The 17,100-nt window shown below is 70.5% G+C and carries 16 protein-coding genes; 8 read left to right on the forward strand and 8 right to left on the reverse strand.

Annotation, left to right across the window (positions count from 1 at the left end):
* The first annotated feature begins 40 nt into the window (after positions 1-40).
* Positions 41-958: a hypothetical protein gene (locus tag VZL07_RS21450; RefSeq protein WP_426749470.1), complete on the forward strand. Its 918-nt coding sequence runs from the start codon at positions 41-43 to the stop codon at positions 956-958.
* Positions 959-1,360: 402 nt separating this feature from the next.
* On the opposite strand, the gene VZL07_RS21455 is transcribed toward VZL07_RS21450, so the two are convergent.
* Together VZL07_RS21455 and VZL07_RS21460 are read right to left on the reverse strand one after the other, a co-directional pair.
* On the reverse strand, positions 1,361-1,951 hold the full coding sequence (locus tag VZL07_RS21455; RefSeq protein WP_426749471.1) for a hypothetical protein: 591 nt from the start codon (positions 1,949-1,951) through the stop codon (positions 1,361-1,363).
* A 6-nt stretch (positions 1,952-1,957) separates the two neighbouring features.
* Positions 1,958-2,533, reverse strand: coding sequence for a DUF4920 domain-containing protein (locus VZL07_RS21460; protein WP_426749472.1), 576 nt, complete (start codon positions 2,531-2,533; stop codon positions 1,958-1,960).
* Positions 2,534-2,621: 88 nt separating this feature from the next.
* On the opposite strand from VZL07_RS21460, the gene VZL07_RS21465 reads away from it, so the two are divergent.
* A complete protein-coding gene (locus tag VZL07_RS21465; protein WP_426749473.1) occupies positions 2,622-3,053 on the forward strand; it encodes a DUF2752 domain-containing protein in 432 nt (143 codons plus the stop codon).
* An 11-nt stretch (positions 3,054-3,064) separates the two neighbouring features.
* Complete coding sequence (gene plsY, locus VZL07_RS21470) at positions 3,065-3,643, forward strand: glycerol-3-phosphate 1-O-acyltransferase PlsY (protein ID WP_426749474.1); 579 nt, start codon at positions 3,065-3,067, stop codon at positions 3,641-3,643.
* Here the strand turns inward: plsY and VZL07_RS21475 are convergent.
* The 3 genes from VZL07_RS21475 to VZL07_RS21485 all read right to left on the reverse strand — a co-directional run bounded on the left by VZL07_RS21475 (position 3,560) and on the right by VZL07_RS21485 (position 8,327).
* Entirely contained in the window at positions 3,560-4,816 is a 1,257-nt protein-coding gene (locus VZL07_RS21475) for a THUMP domain-containing class I SAM-dependent RNA methyltransferase (protein ID WP_426749475.1), read from the reverse strand. The genes plsY and VZL07_RS21475 overlap by 84 nt on opposite strands.
* A gap of 51 nt (positions 4,817-4,867) precedes the next feature.
* Positions 4,868-5,152, reverse strand: coding sequence for an antibiotic biosynthesis monooxygenase family protein (locus tag VZL07_RS21480; RefSeq protein ID WP_426749476.1), 285 nt, complete (start codon positions 5,150-5,152; stop codon positions 4,868-4,870).
* A 121-nt stretch (positions 5,153-5,273) separates the two neighbouring features.
* Entirely contained in the window at positions 5,274-8,327 is a 3,054-nt protein-coding gene (locus tag VZL07_RS21485; protein WP_426749477.1) for a DNA translocase FtsK 4TM domain-containing protein, read from the reverse strand.
* A 215-nt stretch (positions 8,328-8,542) separates the two neighbouring features.
* On the opposite strand from VZL07_RS21485, the gene VZL07_RS21490 reads away from it, so the two are divergent.
* Genes VZL07_RS21490 through gatB form a run of 4 tightly spaced genes read left to right on the forward strand, consistent with a single transcriptional unit; the run spans position 8,543 to position 12,124 of the window.
* On the forward strand, positions 8,543-8,878 hold the full coding sequence (locus VZL07_RS21490; protein WP_026113821.1) for a zf-TFIIB domain-containing protein: 336 nt from the start codon (positions 8,543-8,545) through the stop codon (positions 8,876-8,878).
* A gap of 7 nt (positions 8,879-8,885) precedes the next feature.
* Positions 8,886-9,173 (forward strand): Asp-tRNA(Asn)/Glu-tRNA(Gln) amidotransferase subunit GatC, encoded by a 288-nt coding sequence (gatC, locus tag VZL07_RS21495; protein WP_426749478.1) that lies wholly within the window; start codon positions 8,886-8,888, stop codon positions 9,171-9,173.
* A 17-nt stretch (positions 9,174-9,190) separates the two neighbouring features.
* Entirely contained in the window at positions 9,191-10,651 is a 1,461-nt protein-coding gene (gatA, locus tag VZL07_RS21500) for an Asp-tRNA(Asn)/Glu-tRNA(Gln) amidotransferase subunit GatA (RefSeq protein WP_426749479.1), read from the forward strand.
* Positions 10,652-10,684: 33 nt separating this feature from the next.
* Positions 10,685-12,124: an Asp-tRNA(Asn)/Glu-tRNA(Gln) amidotransferase subunit GatB gene (gatB, locus tag VZL07_RS21505; RefSeq protein ID WP_426749480.1), complete on the forward strand. Its 1,440-nt coding sequence runs from the start codon at positions 10,685-10,687 to the stop codon at positions 12,122-12,124.
* Here the strand turns inward: gatB and VZL07_RS21510 are convergent.
* On the reverse strand, positions 12,121-13,185 hold the full coding sequence (locus VZL07_RS21510) for a carbon-nitrogen hydrolase family protein (protein WP_426749481.1): 1,065 nt from the start codon (positions 13,183-13,185) through the stop codon (positions 12,121-12,123). The two genes, gatB and VZL07_RS21510, sit on opposite strands and share 4 nt — an antisense overlap.
* 6 nt (positions 13,186-13,191) lie before the next feature.
* A complete protein-coding gene (locus VZL07_RS21515; protein WP_426749482.1) occupies positions 13,192-14,154 on the reverse strand; it encodes an isopenicillin N synthase family dioxygenase in 963 nt (320 codons plus the stop codon).
* A 174-nt stretch (positions 14,155-14,328) separates the two neighbouring features.
* Between VZL07_RS21515 and VZL07_RS21520 the strand changes: the two genes are divergently transcribed.
* Positions 14,329-16,407, forward strand: a complete 2,079-nt coding sequence (locus VZL07_RS21520) for a protein kinase domain-containing protein (RefSeq protein ID WP_426749483.1) — start codon at positions 14,329-14,331, stop codon at positions 16,405-16,407.
* Positions 16,408-16,464: 57 nt separating this feature from the next.
* On the opposite strand, the gene VZL07_RS21525 is transcribed toward VZL07_RS21520, so the two are convergent.
* Positions 16,465-16,845, reverse strand: coding sequence for a hypothetical protein (locus tag VZL07_RS21525; RefSeq protein ID WP_426749484.1), 381 nt, complete (start codon positions 16,843-16,845; stop codon positions 16,465-16,467).
* Between the last annotated feature and the right edge of the window lie 255 nt (positions 16,846-17,100).

Raw genomic sequence — 17,100 nt, forward strand, 5'->3', positions numbered from 1 at the left:
GGCGCGCCGATGGCCGGCGTCCAGGGCAGCGGAGAACCAGGTGAGCACGCAGCGAGTGGACAAGTCGTGGCAGCAGAAGGGCCTGAAGGAGTACTCGACGGAGGCCCTGCTCGGGACGCTCGGCCACTATGGCATTGCCGTCGGCGAGGACGACTTCCGCAAGCTGGCGGAGACGTCCTTCCCGCTCGGGATTGCCCAGCAGTGGCGGACGAATTGGAAGGGCACCGGGCCCTTCAAGGACTTCGCCGTCGCGGCGGCGGTGGAGCTGTGGAGCCGGTGGCTTCCGGACCGCGTGGCCCCCATGGAGATGGCCGACACCCTGGCGAACCTGATGCAGCAGCTGGCGCTGCTGCTGGACGGCAAGCAGGACGCGCAGGTGGATGCGGCCTTCGAGAAGATGAACGCCGTGCGCGCGAAGATGCCGCTCGACGAGAAGGGCGCGCCGCAGGAGCGCTTCATGCGTGAGGCGCTGGCGCCCTTCACGGAGAAGCAGGCGGAGGTCTTCGACAGCCTCGCCGAGGCGCTGGCGTCCTCGGGCCACGTGGCCCACGCGGACGCCTTCGCGGACCTGGAGGAGTTCCTCCTCCCCGAGCGCCGTGGCATCTCCCGCGCCATCGTCCGCGCCGCGCGCGGCGAGCTGGAGCCCGCCACCACGGACCTGGTGAAGCTCACCGAGGACACCGAGCGTTCGCCCATCGCCCGCCTGCTGGCGGTGGATGGCCTCATCCACATCAAGGCGCACGGCCAGGCGGCCGCCGCGGCCCGCACCCTGCTCGCGTCGGCGGAGCAGGGCGGTGACCTGCACCTCGCGTTGGACCTCGTCCCCCGCCTCGAGCACATCTACAAGGCGCAGAACGACCGCGCCTCGTTGCTGGAGCTGATGGGCATTGCCGAGCGGCTGGAGGCGGCCCACGACAAGATTCACCCGGGCCACCGCCGTCACCGCCACGGGCGCTGATTCGCTTCCGTGAGGGGCTTGTTCTCCGGCCCCTCATGGAGCCCTTGTCGCAAAGCGGCGGCTCGGAATGGAGCCGCCCGACGTTGGGAGCGCCCCTCGGGGCCATGCCGGGGCGCTCCGAGTCCGCCGAGGGCCCGCGCTCCGTACCGCCCCATTGGGCTCAGGAGGCGGGCCTCGCGGTCGCACGCATTCCTCCGGCACTCCATTGCATGGGGCTTCAAGGGGGCTGCGCGGCGCTTGCGTTACAGCCCCTCCGTTCATTCCATGAATAGCGGTTCGCCCGGGAGTGCCCCCAGGGGGCCTCGCGTGGCGCATGCGCCGCGCCCGCTCAGTCCCGAGCGTGTGGCGTATGCACCCCGGCGTCCTTCGGTAGGGCCGTTCGAGGCCCATGCATCGCGCCCGTCAATCCCGAGCGCGGGTCTCCTGCGCCTGGGGTGCCTCGGGGCCAGGCGCCTCGTCTTCCGCCACGGCTTCCTTCGCGCCGCCCCTGCGCTTCAGGGGCACGCGAATCACGCCCGGGACGCCTTCGGCCACGTCTCGCACGGGCACCACGGCGCCCACGGTGGTGTAGCGGATGGCGCCCGTCTGCGTGAAGGCGTGCTTGAGCGAGTACGCCTTCGCGCGAGGGAGGAACCACTCGCGCGCGGCCTTCATGGGCACCACGTGCAGCTCGCCCTGCGACAGGAAGACGTAGATGAGCAGGTCCGCGCCGCTGTAGAGGAAGCAGCCGGGGGTGTCCTTCTCCAGGTTGGACACCAGCTCGAAGAAGTAGCGGCGGCGGGTGGCGTTGCGGTCACCCTTCACCTCGATGCCGCGCACCTCTCCCGAGGGGAGCTCCCAGAGCAGGTCCACGCCGCGGTGCTGGAAGCGTGGGTCCAACTGCACGTCGTGCACGCGCGAGCCCGGCTCCGTCTCCAACATCCACGCGCGGGCGTGCTGGACGGCGCGGTCCGCCGCGCTCTGCACGCCCCGCATGCTGAAGCTTCGTGCCATGTCGTCCTAGCGGCGCAGCTCGACGCCCGTGGCCACCAGCTGCACCTCGCGCGGCTTGCCGTCGGTGCCGCGGGGGACGATGGCGCCTTCGGACTCGTAGTGCTTGGCGTGGCCCTCGCTCAGCTCGGCCACCTTCACCACGCCCTCCACGCGCGCCTGCGCGCCGGCGGAGTCCAGCGGGACGAAGAAGCCGTAGTCCTTGAACGTCACGCGCACGCCGGGGCCCTTGTCCTGGCCCGCGACGGCCAGCTCCATCCAGCAGCCCTTGCGCTCACACGCCTTGCGGACCTGCCCCTCGACCAGCACCGTCTTCCCTTCGTGAGCCTGCGGCTTGGCCAGCACGTCCGCGAGCTTCACCGCCTTGGCGCCCTTGAGGGGCTCGCCGCGGGTGAGCTTCCAGCCATCGTTCGCGGGGGCCGACGCGGACGCCTCGCCGGCCTTGGCCGCCGTGGCCTTCGCGTCAGCCGGGTGGTGGCAGTCGGCCTCGGCGGCCTTGCCCGTCTTGGCGGCGGACTTGTCACCCGCGAGGGCGACCAGGGGAACGGCAACCAGCAGCATCAGGGACGTGCGGAGCGTGTTCATACCTCGCTCGCTTAGCCAAAAGTCTTTGCTCCGGCAAGGCGACGCCCGTACTAAAGTCCGTCCGTCCGCACACGCCCACGAGGTGCGCTTGAAGGTCATCATCCCGCCCCGCAACCGCCGTTTCAGCACCGTGGACGTGCTGGGCCTCGCCGGCATCGTGGGGCTGCTCGTGGCCCGCTACGTCCCGGTGGCCCGCATCATCCCCTTCTGGGGCTGCGTGCTTCGCGAGCAGACAGGCTGGCCCTGCCTCGGTTGCGGCCTGACGCGCGTGGCCGACCGGGTGTCGCACTTCAACTTCGTCGGTGCGTGGGAAGCGAATCCCCTGGGGACGGTGGCCGCCATCCTGTTCGCCCTGGCGGGCGTGGTCACGGTGCTGCACCTGGTGTTCGCGATGCCCATCCCCCAGGTCGAGCTGTCTCCCCGCGAGTGGCGCGTCCTGGGCGTCCTGGCGCCCGTCGTCATCCTCGTCAATTACGCCTACGTCGTGGTGAAGACGCGCTTTCCCCACCTGCTGCTGTAGCCTCCCGCTTCGTGACCTCCGCGCTCGTCCTGCTGGGCTATCTCGCCGGCTCCATCCCCTTCGGTGTGCTGCTGACGCGATGGCTGCGCGGCGTGGACGTGCGCAAGGGGGGCAGCGGGAACATCGGCGCCACCAACGTCACGCGCGTGGCGGGCAAGAAGCTGGGCGCGGTGGTGCTGCTGCTGGATGCGCTCAAGGGCGCGCTGCCGGTGCTGCTGGCGGTGCGATGGGTGCCGGAGGCGCCCGTCGTGCACGTGTCGGTGGGCCTGGCCGCGGTGCTGGGGCACATCTACCCGGTGTGGCTGAAGCTCCAGGGCGGCAAGGGCGTGGCCACCGCGCTGGGCGTGCTGCTGGTGCTGGTGCCGCAGGCGGCGCTGGCGGGCGCGGTGATGTTCATCGCCGTGTTCGTCCTCTGGCGGGTGAGCTCGCTGGGCTCGCTGGCGGCGGGCGCCACGGCGGTGGGCACCTCCGCGCTCACCGCCCGGGCCGTGGAGTACGCCGGCCTCTCAGCCCTCCTCTTCGCCCTCATGCTGTGGACGCACCGGAGCAACATCGGCCGGCTCGCGCGACGCACCGAGCGGCGCTTCTGAGCCGTCCCCGGTGACACCCCGGGCGCTGCCACCATCCACGGGCCGGTAGCCCAGCAGCGTGCAGGGGATGGGGCCGTTCCAGAGGTCCCGCTTCGCGGAGGGGCGGGCGTGGAAGGCGCTCTCGAAGGCGGGGTTGCCGCAGAGCACCCACACGCGCCAGCCCGGCGGGCGCAGCGAGTCACCCAGCTTGAAGTAGAAGCTCTTCATGCCCTTCTGGCCGCCCGTGCCGAGCCGGTCTCCATAGGGCGGATTGGTGATGAGCAGACCGCCGGATTCCGGGAGGGGCGGGAGCCGGGTCGCGTCGCCCTCGGCGAGCTGGATTTCCTCCGACAGCCGCGCTGCCCGGACATTGCGGCTGGCGGCCTCCAGCGCCTCCGGGTCCTTGTCGAAGCCGAGCAGGGGAACCTCCACCTTGCGCTCGTTGCGGCGGGCATCCGCGCGCATGTCCGCGAGCAGCTCCCGGGCCCGTGCGCCCAGCTCTGGCCAGCGTTCCACCGCGAAGTCCCGGTTCAGGCCAGGCGCCCGGCGCCGGGCGATGAGGCCCGCCTCGATGAGCAGCGTGCCGGAGCCGCACATCGGGTCCACCAGCGCCTCCGTGCCGGTGTAGTTCGCGGCGCGCAGCAGGGCCGCGGCGAGCGTCTCCTTCAGCGGCGCGGGCGTGGGGCGCACGCGGTAGCCCCGCCGGTGCAGCGGCTCGCCGCACAGGTCGAGGGACAGCGACAGCGTGTCGCGCGAGAGGTGGGCCACCACGCGGACGTCCGGGTTGCGCGTGTCCACGTCAGGCCGGGCGCCTTGCGTGTCACGGAGGCGGTCGACGATGGCGTCCTTCACCTTGAGCGCCACGAAGCCCGAGTGGCTGTGCTCGCTGTCCTTCAGCGTGGCATCCACCGCGAAGGTGTGCTCGGGCGTGAGGTGCTCCTCCCAGGGAATGCTGGCGGCGGCTTCATACAGGCCCTCCGCGCCGCGGGCCTCGAAGGCGCCCAGCGGGTAGAGCACGCGCATGGCGATGCGGGACCAGAGCGCCACGCTGAGCGCCTCGTCGAGCGTGGCCATGAAGCGCACGCCGCCACGGTCCTGGCGGATGCGGCGGGCACCGAGCTCCTTCAGCTCGTCGGCCAGGAGGTCCTCGGTACCGCGGGCGGTGGTGGCGAAGAGGGCAATGCGTTCAGCCATGGGACACCGCCCATAGACGACGCGGGGCCACTTGGGAACCGGCATCGCGTTTCATGTGCCCACCACCTCGTAGAGGGCGAAGGTGGCGTCCTCCTGTCCGGCGCTGGCCTCGCGGGCCCGCTGGAAGTCCTCCGATTGAAAATAGGCCCGCATCGACGCCTTGTCCTGCCAGCGCGTCACCAGCATCAGCTCCGGCGGGCGTTCGAAGGAGCGCAGCACCTCCAGCCCCAGGAAGCCCGGGTACCCGTCCACCGCCCGGGTGCGCGCCTGGAAGCGGGCGACCAGGCGGTCCGCCTCCTCGGCGGCGGGGCGGAAGCGGGAGATGGCGACAAGCATGGGTGGGCCTCGCTGGAAAAGCAGCGAGGGCGTCCGGGCCGAGCCAGGACGCCCCCGTGAAGTGGAACCGCCAGGGCCTCCGCCTCCCATCCAACGTGGGGGAGCCGGCGGCGCGCGGGCCTTACATCGCCCCGGCGCCGGGCATGTCGCCCAGGCCCCGGATGAGCACTTCGCGGGGCTTGGCGCCGTCCGCGGGGCCCACCACGCCGTCGCGCTCCATCCGCTCAATCATGCGCGCCGCGCGGTTGTAGCCGATGCGCATCTTGCGCTGGAGCATGGAGATGGACACCGCCCGCATCTCGCTGACCGTGGCGAGCGCCTGGTCGTACAGCTCGTCGGACAGCTCGTCCTCCTCGCCGCCACTCTCCACGTCCTCGTCGCGAGGCTTGAGGATGGACTCGTCGTAGACGGGCTTGCCCTGCGCCTTGAGGTGGTCCACGGCCTGCTTGATTTCGTTCTCCGACACGAAGGCGCCGTGCACGCGCTGCAGGTGCGCGCTGGTGGGCGGCATGATGAGCATGTCGCCCATGCCGAGCAGGGCCTCGGCGCCCACCGTGCCCAGAATCGTCATCGAGTCCGGCTTGGAGCGCAGCATGAAGCTGACGCGCGTGGGGAAGTTCGCCTTGATGACGCCGGTGACGACGTCCGTGGACGGACGCTGGGTGGCGACCATCAGGTGGATGCCGGCGGCGCGGGCCATCTGCGCCAGGCGGGCCACGTAGGTCTCCACCTCGCGGCTGGCCACCATCATCAGGTCGGCGAGCTCGTCGATGATGACCACGATGTAGGGCAGCTTCTGGAGCTGCTTCTTCTCCGGCGCGGTCGCTTCGCTGGCCTCCAACTCCTCGGTGTCCTCGGGCTCCGCCTCCACCTCGGGCGTCTCGGGGGCCGCCTCGGACGCCTGCGCGTCGAGCACGTCGTCCTCGTCGTCCCGGGGCGCGGCGACGCCCAGGCTCTCGCTGCCGGCGGGCATGGCGGGCTTGGGGCTCTCCCCGTCGAGCACCAGCACGTTCTTCGGCTTGGCCTTCTTCTTGGGCGGCTGGGAGACGTTCTTCACCTCCACCGCGGTGCTCTCCACCAGCTTGTTGAAGCCGGCGATGTTGCGCACGCCCGCCTCGGACAGCATCTGGTAGCGGCGCTCCATCTCCTCCACGGCCCAGCGCAGCGCGAGCGCGGCCTTCTTCGGGTCCGTCACCACCGGCAGCAGCAGGTGGGGGATGCCCTCGTAGACGGATAGCTCCAGCATCTTCGGGTCCACCATGATGAAGCGGACCTCCTCGGGCGTGGCCTTGAGGAGGATGCTCATGATCATGGAGTTCACCGCCACCGACTTGCCGGAGCCGGTGGTACCGGCGATGAGCAGGTGGGGCGCCTTGGCCAGGTCGAGGACGTACGGCATGCCCTCGATGTCCTTGCCCACGCACATGGTCAGCTTGCTGGCGCCCTTCTGGAAGGCGTCCTGCTCGGCAATCTCCTTGAGATAGACGGTCTCCCGGTCCTTGTTCGGCACCTCGATGCCCACCACACCCTTGCCGGGGATGGGGGCGACGATGCGCACGCGCATGGCTTCCATGGCCATGGCGAGGTCGTCCGCGAGCGCGGCAATCTTGCTCACCTTGATGCCGGGCCCCGGGAGGAACTCGTACATGGTGACGACGGGGCCGGGGCGAATCTCCACCACCTCGCCGACGATGCCGAAGTCCGCCAGCTTCGCGCGCAGCTTCTCCGCCGTGGACAGGTACACGTCCTTGTCCAGCGCGGAGCGCTCCTTCTTGTCGCACTCGAGCACGTCGAGCGGCGGCAGCGAGAAGCTCTTGCGGTCGCCCACGAACTCGAACTGGTCCTGGCTCTTCTTGACGGTGGGCTTGGGCGGGGCCTTGGGCTCCACGATGAGCGGCATGCGCGCCAGCGCGGCCTGCGGCGCCGGGACGATGTCGGCCGGGCTCGCGGCGGCAGGCGCGGGGGCCACCGGCGCGGCGATGGCGGGCGCCACGGGCTCTGCTTCCGCCGCGTCGGCCACGGACGGGGCCGGGCCGGTGACGATGTTCGGCTTGCGGCGCGAGCGCGGCGGCTCGGACGCCTCCGCCTCCTCGGTGGCCACGGGGTGGGGCGAGGGCGGCAGGAAGGACGCGGCCCAGGCCGGGTCCGCGCCCGGGGCAGGGCGCTTCTCCACCTTCGTGGGCGCCTTCTCCGGAAGGGCCAGCACGGGCGCGGGGGCGGGCGGGAGCGACTCGGCGCTGCGGCCCAGCAGCTTCTTCTCCAGCTTCTCGGCCTTCTCGCGCTCGCGGGACTCCTTGACCGCCAGCTTCGCGGCGGCGGCCTGCTCCTTCTCCTGCTGCTTCGCCAGCCGGAAGGCCTCCTCGGCCATGGCCTCGGCCTCGGCGGCCTCCGCCTCTTCGGCCAGGCGCTCGGCCTCGGCGAGCTCCTCCTCGTCCGCCTCGAGCTGGGCGAGGAACGCGGCCTCCTCCAGCTTCTCCTGGGCCGCGCGCTCCTGGCGCTCCTTGTAGGCGACCTTCTGCGCCTCCCAGAAGGCATGGGCGGCCTCCTGGAAGCGGCGGCCCAGCACGCACAGCCCGGCCCAGGCCAGCGAGCACAGCTTGAGGAAGGTGTACTGGGTGCCCACGATGAGGGCGGCGGCGCTGATGGCGGTCACCAGGATGACGGTGCCCACGGTGGAGAACATGCCGGACAGGATGCCGCCCAGGCTGGCGCCCAGCGCGCCCCCGGGAGGATGGGCCCAGCCCTTGTCTCCGGCGAACATCAGCTGCGCCAGCACGGACACGCTGACGGTCAGCAGTGCGAGGCTGATGATTTGCGGCCCACGCTTCCGGTCACGGCTGCCCACGAAGAGCACCATGGCCGTGTAGAGGCCACCCACGGGGATGAGGTAGGCACACACGCCCAGCAGGCCGCGCAGCGACTCGGCGATGAGGTGCCCCATGGGGCCCACCGCGTTGTTGAAGCCCGGGCCCACCCGGTCCTTCGCATCGAAGGTGGCGACCGCCAGCAGCGCAATCAACGACGCGGCCAGGAGGAACACGCCGGTGATGGCGCGGGTGGCCACATCGCCGCCCTTGCCAGCCTTCATCCGTTTGTCCGCCAGCGCCCTGCGGCGCGTCGCGATTTCCTGCCGGGACAGGACCGCCTTCTCTGCCCGACCCTTCTTCGCCGTCATGTCCGTCTTCCCTCTGCGCGTCTCAGCCGCGTAGCGGGCTGTAGCAATGCCCGCAGCGAGTGTAGGGAGGGAGGGGGACCGGTCAATTTTCCAGCCCCGGACGGGGTACCTACATTTCGGCTGCACCACTCCCCGGAGGGGGTATGGTGCCGACCAGCATCGCCGCCCGGACGCGCAGGCCGCGCGGCGGCGGGACTTCGTGGAGGAACATCACAATGGCCGACGCCCGTACCGACAAGCCGTCATCCACCGAGGAGGAGTACTTCGCCCGGGAGGAGATTGAGAAGAAGCGCAAGCTGGCCCTGGAGCAGGCCGCGGCGAGCGCGGCGCAGCAGCGCGAGGAGCTCAAGAAGCTCCACTGGATGAAGTGCCCCAAGTGCGGCATGGACCTGCAGACGCTGAAGCAGGGCAATGTCGAAATCGAGACGTGCTTCAACTGCCACGGCATCTTCCTGGACGCGGGGGAGCTGGACCAGCTCGTCGCCCAGCACGGCCACGAGGGTAGCGGCAAGGTGATGGGCGCCATCCTCAACCTCTTCAAGAAGAAGTAGGTCCTTCATGGCCCTCACGCTCGAGCAGGTGCGCCACGTGGCCACGCTGGCACGGCTGTCGCTGACTCCGGAGGAGGAGCAGCGATTCACCACCCAGCTGTCCGCGGTGCTGGACGCGGTGGAGCAGCTCCAGGCGCTCGACGTGGAGGCCGTGGAGCCGACCTCGCATGCCACGCTCACGTCCTCACGGCTCCGCGAGGACGTGACGCGGCCCTCCCTGCCGCCAGAGAAGTCCCTGGCCAACGCGCCGGCGAAGTCGGGCACTTCGTTCGCCGTGCCGAAAATCATCGAGTAGCCCCGGAGGCCCCCGCCATGCAGCTCACGGACCTCACGATGCTGGAGCTGGCGGCGAAGCTGTCCGCCAGAGAGGTCTCCTCCGAGGAGGCCACCCGCGCGAGCCTGGCGCGCATCCAACAGGTGGACCCGCAGGTGCGCGCCTTCCTGCGCGTGGACGAGGCCGGCGCCCTGGCCGCCGCCCGCGCCAGCGACGCGCGCCGCGCCGCGGGCAGTCCCGCCAGCGCCCTGGACGGCGTGCCGCTGGGGCTCAAGGACATCTTCCTCACCGAGGGCGTGGAGACCACGGCCGGTTCGCGCATCCTGGAGGGCTTCGTCCCGCCCTATGACGCCACGGTGGTGCGCCTGCTGAAGGAGGCGGGCCTGCCGCTGGTGGGCAAGCTGAACATGGACGAGTTCGCGATGGGCTCGTCCAACGAGTCCAGCGCCTTCTTCCCCAGCCACAACCCGTGGGACGTGACGCGCACGCCGGGCGGCTCGTCGGGTGGCTCGGCCGCGGCGGTGGCGGCGCGCGAGGTGTTCGGCGCGTTGGGCACCGACACCGGTGGCTCCATCCGTCAGCCCGCGGCCCTCACCAACACCGTGGGGCTGAAGCCCACCTACGGCCGGGTGTCGCGCTTCGGCGTCATCGCCTTCGCATCGTCGCTGGACCAGCCGGGGCCCATGACGCGCACGGTGGCGGACGCGGCGGCGCTGCTCCAGGTGATTGCCCGGCCGGACGCGCAGGACGCCACGTCTTCCGACGCGCCGGTGCCGGACTACTCGGCGGACCTGGAAGCGGGCGTGCGGGGCCTGAAGCTGGGCGTGCCGCGTGAGTACTTCACCGAGGGCATGGACCCGGAGGTCGAAGCCTCGGTACGTGAGGCCCTGCGCGAGTACGAGCGGCTGGGCGCGACGCTGGTGGACGTGTCGCTGCCCCACACGAAGTACGCGCTGGCCACGTACTACCTCATCGCGCCGGCGGAGGCGTCCAGCAACCTGGCCCGCTACGACGGCGTGCGCTTCGGCCAGCGGGCGAAGGACGCGCGCAGCCTGCGTGACGTGTACACGCTGACGCGCGAGCAGGGCTTCGGCGCCGAGGTGAAGCGCCGCATCATGCTGGGCACCTACGCGCTGTCCTCCGGCTACTACGACGCCTACTACCTGCGCGCGCAGAAGGTCCGCACCCTCATCCGCGAGGACTTCACGCGGGCCTTCCAGCAGGTGGACGCGCTGCTGTCACCCACCTCGCCGGTGCCGGCCTTCAAGCTGGGCGAGAAGGTGGAGGACCCGCTGTCCATGTACCTCATGGACATCTACACCCTGCCTTGCAACCTGGCGGGCCTGCCCGGCCTGTCGGTGCCCTGCGGCTTCACGAAGGCGGGCCTGCCGGTGGGCCTGCAGATTCTGGGGCGGCCCTTCGATGAGGCTGGCCTGCTGCGCATCGCCCGCGCCTTCGAGCGCGAGCACGACTACTTCCGCCGCGCCGCGCCCCTGTAGGGCGCGCCGAGCGTACGCACTGGTGACACCGCCATGCCCGTGAGCGATTTCCAGCCCGTCATCGGCCTCGAGGTCCACGCGCAGCTCCTCACGCAGTCCAAGATTTTCTGTGGCTGCTCCACCGCGTTCGGCGCCGAGCCCAACCGCAACACCTGCCCGGTGTGCCTGGGCATGCCCGGTGTGCTGCCGGTGCTGAACCAGCGCGTGGTGGAGTTCGCCGTGCGCACGGGCCTGGCGCTGGAGTGCACCATCCGCCCCACGAGCGTGTGGAGCCGGAAGAACTACTTCTATCCGGACCTGCCCAAGGGCTACCAGATTACGCAGTACGACCAGCCCATCTGCGAGCACGGGCGGCTCGTCATCGACACGCCGCAGGGCGAGAAGGTCATCCGCATCCTCCGCATCCACATGGAGGAGGACGCGGGCAAGAGCGTGCATGACGCGGGCGGTGGCCAGAGCCTGGTGGACCTCAACCGCGCGGGCGTGCCGCTGCTGGAAATCGTCAGCCAGCCGGACCTGCGCGACGCGGACGAGGCAGTGGAGTACCTCAAGGCGATGCGGGACGTGCTCGTCTACCTGGGGGTCAACGACGGCAACCTGGAGGAGGGGAGCTTCCGCTGCGACGCCAACGTGTCGGTGATGCCCAAGGGCTCCACGACGTTCGGCCAGCGCTGCGAGCTGAAGAACCTCAACTCGTTCCGCTTCCTCAAGCAGGCCATCGAGTACGAGATTGCCCGGCAGGTGGACGTCATCGAGTCCGGCGGGAAGGTGGAGCAGGAGACGCGCCTGTGGGACGTGAACAAGGGCGTCACCCGCTCCATGCGCAGCAAGGAGGAGGCGCACGACTACCGGTACTTCCCGGAGCCGGACCTGCCGCCGCTGCACGTGAGCGCGGAGGCCATCGACGCCGCGGCCAAGGCGCTGCCGGAGCTGCCGCGCGCGAAGCTCCAGCGCTTCACCAGTCAGTACGGGCTGCCCGCGTATGACGCCCGCATCCTCACCGCCGAGCGCCCGCTGGCGGACTACTTCGAGGCCTGCGCGGGGCATTACAAGGACTACAAGAAGCTCTCCAACTGGTTCCTGGGCGAGCTGATGCGCCTCTTGAAGGAGGAGGGCACGCCGCTGTCCGCGCTGCGCTTCACGCCGGCGCAGCTCGGCGAGCTCTTGAGCGCCGTGGACCAGGGCACGGTGTCCGCCAACGCGGGCAAGGACGTGCTCGGGGAGATGTTCCGCACCGGCAAGGCGCCCGCGGACATCATCGCGGAGAAGGGCCTGGCGCAGGTGAGCGACGCCGGCGCCATCGAGGCGGTGGTGGACGACATCCTCGCGAAGAACGCGGGGGAGGCGGAGAAGTACCGCGCAGGCAAGAAGCAGGTGTTCGGCTTCTTCGTGGGGCAAGTGATGCGCGCCATGAAGGGCAAGGGCAACCCCGCCCTGGTGAACGAGCTGCTGAAGAAGAAGCTCGGTGACTAGCGTGAGGTGGGCGTCACCGCCGGGACGGTGACGTGCATCACCGCGTCCTCGTGCATCGTCTGCGACTGGGCGAGCACCCGCACCTCGCCCGACGCCGTGCGCTCCAGGATGTGTGAGGGCGCTTCGAAGGCGGTGCCGAGCATGCTGCCCACCAGCTGCGCGCTCACCACGTAGCGCACGTGCTCGAACGCGCCGAGCTGCGCCTGGAGGCCCTCGTTGCGCCACTGCTCGCCGCGGCGCTGCGACGCACCGGCCTCGGCGAAGGGCCAGGGGGCGTCCCAGGGCCAGGGGTTGGCGGAGGGCTGCGCGAGGATGTCCACGCCCAGCGCGTCGAGGTACTGCGCGCACGGGACGAACCAGGGCTCCTGGCGCGTGTGCGGCTTCAGGAAGCCGTCATAGCCGATGAGCGTCCCCAGCCTTCCGAAGGGCGTCGGGAGGACGGTCAGGTCTTCCGGTCGGCCGGGGCTGAGGTGCAGCACGTCCTCCTGCGTGGGCACCAGGTTGACCTTGCGCGCCACCGCCACGCACCGCCCTTCGGGCGAGAAGGTGTAGCTGGTGTTGTAGGTGCGCGCGCCCGCGGGCTCGAAGTCGGGCACGTCATGGCCCCGGCGGCCAGCGGGCAGCAGCGCGCTGCCGGCCACCACCCACAGGCCGAAGTCGCGTGCGATGCCGGAGAAGGTGTCCCGCAGGGCCCGGTGCACGCGTGGCGAGCGCGCGGCGTAGAGGCACTCCTGGAGCGACGGCGGGTGGAAGGCGCGCCACGCCCCCCAGACGTCCCAGGCTTCGTGGAGGGCCACGCGCTTCAGCGCGGCCGTGGCCGTCTTGCTGTGGCGCACGTGGGACACGTGGCCCGTAAAGAGCAGGGCCGCGCCCACCCACTCTGGCCAGACGGCGAGCGCCGGGTAGCGCGGCTGGCCCGACGCGTCGCGCGCACGCAAGGCATCCACCCGCGCCGCCAGGGCCCGGTGCCGGGCCGCAAAGGCGCTCGGAGAAGCGTAGTCCTCCAGCGAGACGCGGGGCTGGAGGGCGAACAACTCGACGTGGTCGGTGGCGGTCGTCACGCGGCGCTACTTCAACAGGCCATTCTCGCGCAGGCGCTGCTTGAGGAAGGCGTCCGCGGTGATGGGGGCGTGGCGCGCAGGGGTGTCGGGCGTCTGGGTACAGGGCAGGGCCTGGAGCACGCAGTCCGCGTAGGGGTGGACGAAGAAGGGCATCGAGTAGCGCACCGTGTCCTCGCCCTTGCTGCGCGGATTCACCACGCGGTGCGTGGTGGCGGGGATGATTTCGTTCGTCACCCGGCTGAGCATGTCGCCCGAGTCGACGACAATCTGCCCGCGCAGGGTGTCCACCGGCAGCCACTCGCCGTCGCGGGTGAGCAGCTCCAGGCCGGACGCGGTGCCCTCGCAGAGCAGGGTGAGGAGGTTGATGTCCTCGTGCTCGGCGGCGCGGACGCCTCCGGGGATGAAGCGCTCCTTCAGCGGTGGGTAGTGGATGAGCCGCAGCACCGAGTTGCCGTCGGTGGCCATGCCGCTGAAGGTGCCACGTGCCACGCCGAAGTACTCGGCAATGGCCTCGAGCATCACCGCCACCGCGCCGTCCAGCGCGTTGAAGAGCGAGAGGGTGTGCTCGCGGAAGCTGGGGACTTCGGTGGGCCACACATTGGGGCCGTAGTGCTGGTGGTACTTGTGGCTGGGCGGCAGCTCGCGGCCGACGTGCCAGAACTCCTTGAGGTCGCCCACCGTGCGGTTCTTCGCGTGCTCCTGGCCATAGCCGATGTAGCCACGCTGGCCGCCGTGCGCCGCCTGGGCGTACCGGGCCTTGGTGTCCTCCGGCAGCGCGAAGAAGCGCTCCACGTCGCTGTACGTGCGGCGGATGAGCCCGTCGTCGATTCCGTGGCCCTCCACCGTGACGAAGCCGAACTCCTTCAGGCCATCGCCGAAGGCCTGGACGAAGCGGGCGCGTTCCCGAGGCGTGCCGGTACGGTAGTGGGACAGGTTGACGACGGGGATGCGGCGGGGGGCTGGCGACATGGCGCCGCACTCTATCCACCCTGATGGATTGTCGGCACGCACAGCGTCCGCCAGAGGACCCTCGCCTGCGACCCTGGCGTCGGGGGTGCGGCACCAGATGACATCCGCCCTCATCACCTGTGGAAGGCCGGGCTCCCGGGCTCCATGTTGGGCGAGCAGGTTGGGGGGAGGCGGATGCCCGAGGTGAGCAGCGGTGGAGTGTGTGGGGCGTGTGGCCGGCGGCATGGGGCGGAGGCCACATGCTCGACGCTGGTGCGTGGGGACGTGGGGAGCGGGGGAGCGCCTCGCCCCAGGTGCGGCCCGGCGGTGGAGGCCGAGGACCCCTTGGTGGGTACCCGCTGTGGCAGCTTCCGCCTGGTGCGCCGCCTGGGTCGGGGCGGCATGGGCTCCGTCTACCTGGGCGAGCACGTGTCGATTGGCAGCCGGGTCGCGGTGAAGGTGCTGCACGCGCACCTGACGATGTACCCGGAGTTGGTGCAGCGCTTCCACGCGGAGGCGCGGGCGGTGAACCTCATCGGCCACGAGAACATCGTCAGCATCTTCGACATGGACGCCGCGCCGCCGCGGCCCTACCTCATCATGGAGCTGCTGGACGGAGCGCCGCTGTCGGCGTGGGTGGGAACGCCCCTGGCCGCTGGCGCGGTCGTCTCCGTGCTGTCCCAGGTATGTGACGCGCTCCAGGCCGCGCACGCGCGAGGCATCGTCCACCGCGACCTCAAGCCGGACAACATCTTCGTGGTGCGGCGGAAGCGAGGGACGCCCTCCGTCAAGGTGCTGGACTTCGGCATTGCCAAGCTGGGGGACGCGCAGATGCCCCAGACGCACGCGGGCATCATCGTGGGGACGCCCGAGTACATGGCGCCGGAGCAGTCCCTGGGGCGTGGCGTGGATGGCCGCGCGGACCTGTACGCGCTTGGCGTCATTGCCTACCAGCTGCTCACGGGGCGACTACCCTTCACCGATGAAGGGATGACCGCGCAGCTCGTGGCCCACCAGCTGCGGGCGCCCCCGCCGCTCAGCTCGGTGCACCCGTCCGTGCCCGCCGCGTTGGAGCGCGTCATCCTGCGGGCGTTGGCCAAGAAGCCCGAGGACCGCTACCCGTCCATCGAGGCCTTCCGGCATGCCTTGCAGCTGGCCGTCGCCGGGGACGGGCGCGGCCCGGTGCGGAAGGTGAACCCGCCATCGCGCGCACTCCCTGGCAGGCTCTCCGCGTCAGCCGGCGCGGCCACCGTGGCGGCGGAGCGGGCGCGCGCTCCGGCAAGCCCCGGCGCGGGGCAGTCCGCGTCCTCACTGGGGAGCCTGCCGCAGCGTCGCCCGGCCCATGTCGTGACGTCGCGCTCATCCGGCGTGGAGTTGCCAGTGCAGGTCGTGCTGCGCCCTGGGGACAGTCCGGTGCGGCTCAGGGGCAGCGGTCTGTCGCGCGGCGGCCTGTTCCTCCATGGCGGGCACGTCCTCCCGCCGTTGTGCTCGAGGCTGCCGGTGGTGTTGGAGCTGGAGTCGGGGCCGCTGTCGGTCCTGTGTGAGGTGGTCCGGCTCGTTCCGCCCGCGCAGGCGCGCGTCTGGGGCATGCCCACGGGCTTTGGCGTCCAGTTCGTGGAGGCCACCGCCGTGCTCAAGGCGGCGGTGGATGCGCTCCTCGAGAAAGGCACGCCGGTCCACCCCGCGCCCACGCGTCCCTCGGTGGAGGACCCCGCCGTGACGCGTGTGCTGGAAGCATGGCGCCGGCGCTCAGCGGGAGATGCGTATGCCGTGCTGTCGCTGGCGCCGGACTCGGACATGGGGACGGTGCGCATGCGCACGCGGGAGGCCTGGCGCTCGCTGGAGTCGCTGGAGCGCAAGCCCCTGACGCCGCCGCAACGTGCCCAGGTGGATGCGCTGCGCATCCGCGTCCGGGAGGCGGCGGAGGCGCTGGGGGCCACGGTGCAGCGCGCCCTCTATGACGCCTGGCGTGGCAACCACCGAGGGGTCGCCAAGTGCCTGGAGGCAGGGCTCACGGCCGAGCAACTGGAGTCGCTGCGGCGCGAATTCCTGGCGCGCAGGCCCCAGGCCATGGGCACGGCGCGAGTCCATTTCCAGTCCGGCGGCGCGCTGGAGCGCGACGGTCACCTCTCACAGGCCCTGGAGCAGTACGAGCGCGGGTTGAAGCTCGCGCCGCTGGAGGTGGACATGCTCCAGCGCTACCGGCGGCTCCGGCGGGCGCTGGGCGGGAGGCCCGCTCTGGCGGCCGGATATGACAGGACCCGGTCCTCTTGAGAGAGGAGCCGGGCCCCGGATGCCACACGTGCGCGAGGCTCGCTCGCGCCGCTTCAACTACTCGACGCCGCCGCAGGCGTCGCTGATGCCCTGGGACTTTTCGTCGCAAGCCTCGAACTCGGCCGCCCAGGCCTCGAGGTTCGAGCTCTGGCACCGGGGCACGTCGTTCAGGCAGTCCAGGAAGGCGCGAATCTTGTCCTTGTCGGAGTCCGTGCAGCTGTCCATCGACTCCCGGCACACGTTGATGTCTTCCTCGCTCAGCTCGAACAGAGAGAAGAAATCAGCGATTTCCGGACAGCCTTCCGCCTTGTCCGCGAGGGAGTTATATGTGTTCGCGGTCTCCTGGCAGAGATCCTCGTCACCATCGTCGTCACCACCGCAGCCCGCGCCGAAGACAAGAGAGCTGGTGGCGACGAGGCTGATCAGAAGCTTCTTCATTTGTAGGTTCCCCCTCGAGACGAGGTTGTCGGGCCAGCATGCCAAAGGGTGGCCGAAAGCCCGCTTTCCCAGTTAGCATTGCCCAGGGGGGGGAGTAAACGGCCTCGGAGTGGAGGTCTGATCCTTCAACCACCTTGACTCCCCAAGGTATCTCCCGTAAATCCCGCCGCCTTTGGCGCGATTGGATGGTCCACCCGTCCGAAATGCGCGGTCGATTCCACGGGTTGACCCAACCCGACAGATGACAGGGGTTTG

It is taken from the genome of Pseudomyxococcus flavus, assembly GCF_050038885.1.
Lineage (GTDB): Bacteria > Myxococcota > Myxococcia > Myxococcales > Myxococcaceae > Myxococcus > Myxococcus flavus.

Coding starts and splice junctions, on each gene's coding strand:
- VZL07_RS21455 (WP_426749471.1), bottom strand. CDS start 1,951: ATGGCACGAAGCTTCAGCATGCGGGGCGTGCAGAGCGCGGCGGACCGC.
- VZL07_RS21460 (WP_426749472.1), bottom strand. CDS start 2,533: ATGAACACGCTCCGCACGTCCCTGATGCTGCTGGTTGCCGTTCCCCTG.
- VZL07_RS21475 (WP_426749475.1), bottom strand. CDS start 4,816: ATGGCTGAACGCATTGCCCTCTTCGCCACCACCGCCCGCGGTACCGAG.
- VZL07_RS21480 (WP_426749476.1), bottom strand. CDS start 5,152: ATGCTTGTCGCCATCTCCCGCTTCCGCCCCGCCGCCGAGGAGGCGGAC.
- VZL07_RS21485 (WP_426749477.1), bottom strand. CDS start 8,327: ATGACGGCGAAGAAGGGTCGGGCAGAGAAGGCGGTCCTGTCCCGGCAG.
- VZL07_RS21490 (WP_026113821.1), top strand. CDS start 8,543: ATGGCCGACGCCCGTACCGACAAGCCGTCATCCACCGAGGAGGAGTAC.
- gatC (WP_426749478.1), top strand. CDS start 8,886: ATGGCCCTCACGCTCGAGCAGGTGCGCCACGTGGCCACGCTGGCACGG.
- gatA (WP_426749479.1), top strand. CDS start 9,191: ATGCAGCTCACGGACCTCACGATGCTGGAGCTGGCGGCGAAGCTGTCC.
- gatB (WP_426749480.1), top strand. CDS start 10,685: ATGCCCGTGAGCGATTTCCAGCCCGTCATCGGCCTCGAGGTCCACGCG.
- VZL07_RS21515 (WP_426749482.1), bottom strand. CDS start 14,154: ATGTCGCCAGCCCCCCGCCGCATCCCCGTCGTCAACCTGTCCCACTAC.
- VZL07_RS21520 (WP_426749483.1), top strand. CDS start 14,329: ATGCCCGAGGTGAGCAGCGGTGGAGTGTGTGGGGCGTGTGGCCGGCGG.
- VZL07_RS21525 (WP_426749484.1), bottom strand. CDS start 16,845: ATGAAGAAGCTTCTGATCAGCCTCGTCGCCACCAGCTCTCTTGTCTTC.